Here is a 2,052-nt window from a genome sequence, read left to right on the forward strand (position 1 = left end):
GCACGAGGGCGACGCGATCGCGGCGGCGCGGCGCCGGCTGCCGATGACGGAGGTCGACGCGGGCGCCGTCGTCGTCGGGCCGGACGGCGAGGCCACGCTGCTGGACCTGTTCGCCGGCCGCGAGGAGCTGGTCGTCTACAAGCACATGTGGCACGCGGGCGAGCCGTTCGAGAACCAGTGCGAGGGCTGCACGCTGACGTACTTCGCGGTGCAGGACCCGGCGTACCTGAACGCGCGCGGCGTCTCGTTCGCGGTCGTGGCGAAGGCGCCGTACGGGGAGCTCGCGCCGTTCGTGGAGTTCATGGGGTACCCGCGGCACTGGTACTCGGTGCTGGCGACGACGGAGGACGTGCTGGGCGGCGGCGAGTTCGGCACCTGGCTGTGCTTCCTGCGCCAGGGTGACCGGGTGTTCCTGACCAACTCCGTGACGGGGCGCGGTGCGGAGGCCACGATGCCGGCGCTGGCGCTGCTCGACATGACGGCGCGCGGCCGCCTGGAGTCCTGGCAGGACTCACCCGAGGGCTGGCCGGAGGGCAAGGTCCCGGGCTGGTTCTGGCGCACGGACGAGGACGGCACCGGCAACAGCTGGTCCGGCGGCCGCCCGGCCGCGCAGTGGTCCCGCCCGGGCGCGACACCGGTGGTGGCGGGGGCGCCCCACGACCACTGACGGGGCGGGAGCCGGGACGCCGTCCAGGCCAGGCTGGAAGTGCGCATCTACCCAGTCATCAGGAGCAGAGCTCCCGGTGGTTCCGGGCCCAATGGCTGGGTAGAAGCGCACTTCGGCCGGCAGCCCCGGCGCGGTCAGCGCAGGTCGGTTCGGATCGCGGCGCGCACCCGTGCCGAGCGCGAACCCACGCGGTTGGTGGCGCCGGTGCGGTAGGCCCGGGCCTGCTGGTCGACGTGCACACCGGCCGCGCCCGAGCGGGCGTGCTCGGCGCGCTCCCGCACCGCCTCGGCCGGTAGTGCGTGCTTGTACCGGGTGCGGTTCTTCTTGTTGCTGCTCACGCGTCTCACCTCCGTCCGGTGCGTCAGCGACGCCCGACCGTAGCTGCCGGGGCGCTACGCGGTCAGCGGATTTTCGGGCCGGGTTGTTCCCGCTGGTCAGCGGCCGGTCGCGGGCTCGGCATACTTGCGCGGATGACCACCGCAGCCCAGCACCCGGTCCGCCACGTCGACATCCACCACGCAGCCCTCCGGCCCGACGACGCCGTCGAGCCCGCCGCGACCACGCGCCTGCGCCTCGCCTACCGCGAGGCCGGGGACCCCGCCGCCCCGGTGCTGCTCCTGCTGCACGCCCTCGGGGAGAGCTCGCTGTCGTGGGATCCCCTGCTCGACGACCTGGCGGCGCTCGGCTACCGGGTCCTGGCCCCCGACGCGCGGGGCCACGGCGAGAGCGAGCGGCCCGGGCAGTACTCGTACGAGCTGATGACGGCCGACACCCTCGCGTTCTGCGCCGCACTCGACATCACCGCCCCGGGGGGCCTCGCGATCGTCGGGCACTCGATGGGCGCCGTCACCGCGGCTCTCGTCACCACCGCCCTGAACGCCACCCCACCGGCCGCCGAGGCGGACACCACCCGACCGGCCGCCTCCCAGCCGGCCACCACCGAGGCGACAACGGCCCCCGTCACCCGCCTCGTCCTCGAGGACGCCGCCCCGCCCCGGCCGGGCGGGCCGCGGTTCGAGCCGTTCGACGAACCGGACCACCCCGTCCCGTTCGACTGGCCGCTCGTCAACGCGCTGCGCGCCCAGCGCGGCGACCCCGACCCGGCCTGGTGGGACGACGCGCTGGGGATCGAGGCGCCCGTGCTCGTGGTCGCGGGCGGCCCGACGAGCAACGTGGACCAGGCCGACCTCGCGGAGCTCGCGGACGGTGTGGCCCACGGCCGGCTCGTCGAGATCCGCGTGGGCCACATGGTGCACGACGAGGCCCCGGACGAGTTCCTCGCCGTGGTGACCGACTTCCTGCGGCGGTAGCCGCGCCACGCACGCGGCAGTCGGGCCCCGCACGCGGCAGTCGGGCCCCGCACGCGGCAGTCGGGCCCGACGCCG

Annotated in this window: 3 protein-coding genes; 2 read left to right on the forward strand and 1 reads right to left on the reverse strand. The window is 75.2% G+C overall.

Annotated features, from left to right (window positions below):
* The coding region (locus PROKR_RS00015; RefSeq protein ID WP_036958657.1) for a DUF899 family protein at positions 1–667 on the forward strand (667 nt) is incomplete at its 5' end.
* A gap of 134 nt (positions 668–801) precedes the next feature.
* On the opposite strand, the gene PROKR_RS00020 is transcribed toward PROKR_RS00015, so the two are convergent.
* Positions 802–1,005, reverse strand: coding sequence for a hypothetical protein (locus PROKR_RS00020; RefSeq protein WP_036958658.1), 204 nt, complete (start codon positions 1,003–1,005; stop codon positions 802–804).
* A 132-nt stretch (positions 1,006–1,137) separates the two neighbouring features.
* Here PROKR_RS00020 and PROKR_RS00025 point away from each other — a divergent pair, with 132 nt between their 5' ends.
* Positions 1,138–1,977, forward strand: coding sequence for an alpha/beta fold hydrolase (locus PROKR_RS00025; RefSeq protein WP_084800163.1), 840 nt, complete (start codon positions 1,138–1,140; stop codon positions 1,975–1,977).
* The last annotated feature ends 75 nt before the right edge of the window (positions 1,978–2,052 follow it).

Origin of the sequence: Promicromonospora kroppenstedtii DSM 19349 (assembly GCF_000515355.1) — a bacterium.
Taxonomy (GTDB): Bacteria; Actinomycetota; Actinomycetes; order Actinomycetales; family Cellulomonadaceae; genus Promicromonospora; species Promicromonospora kroppenstedtii.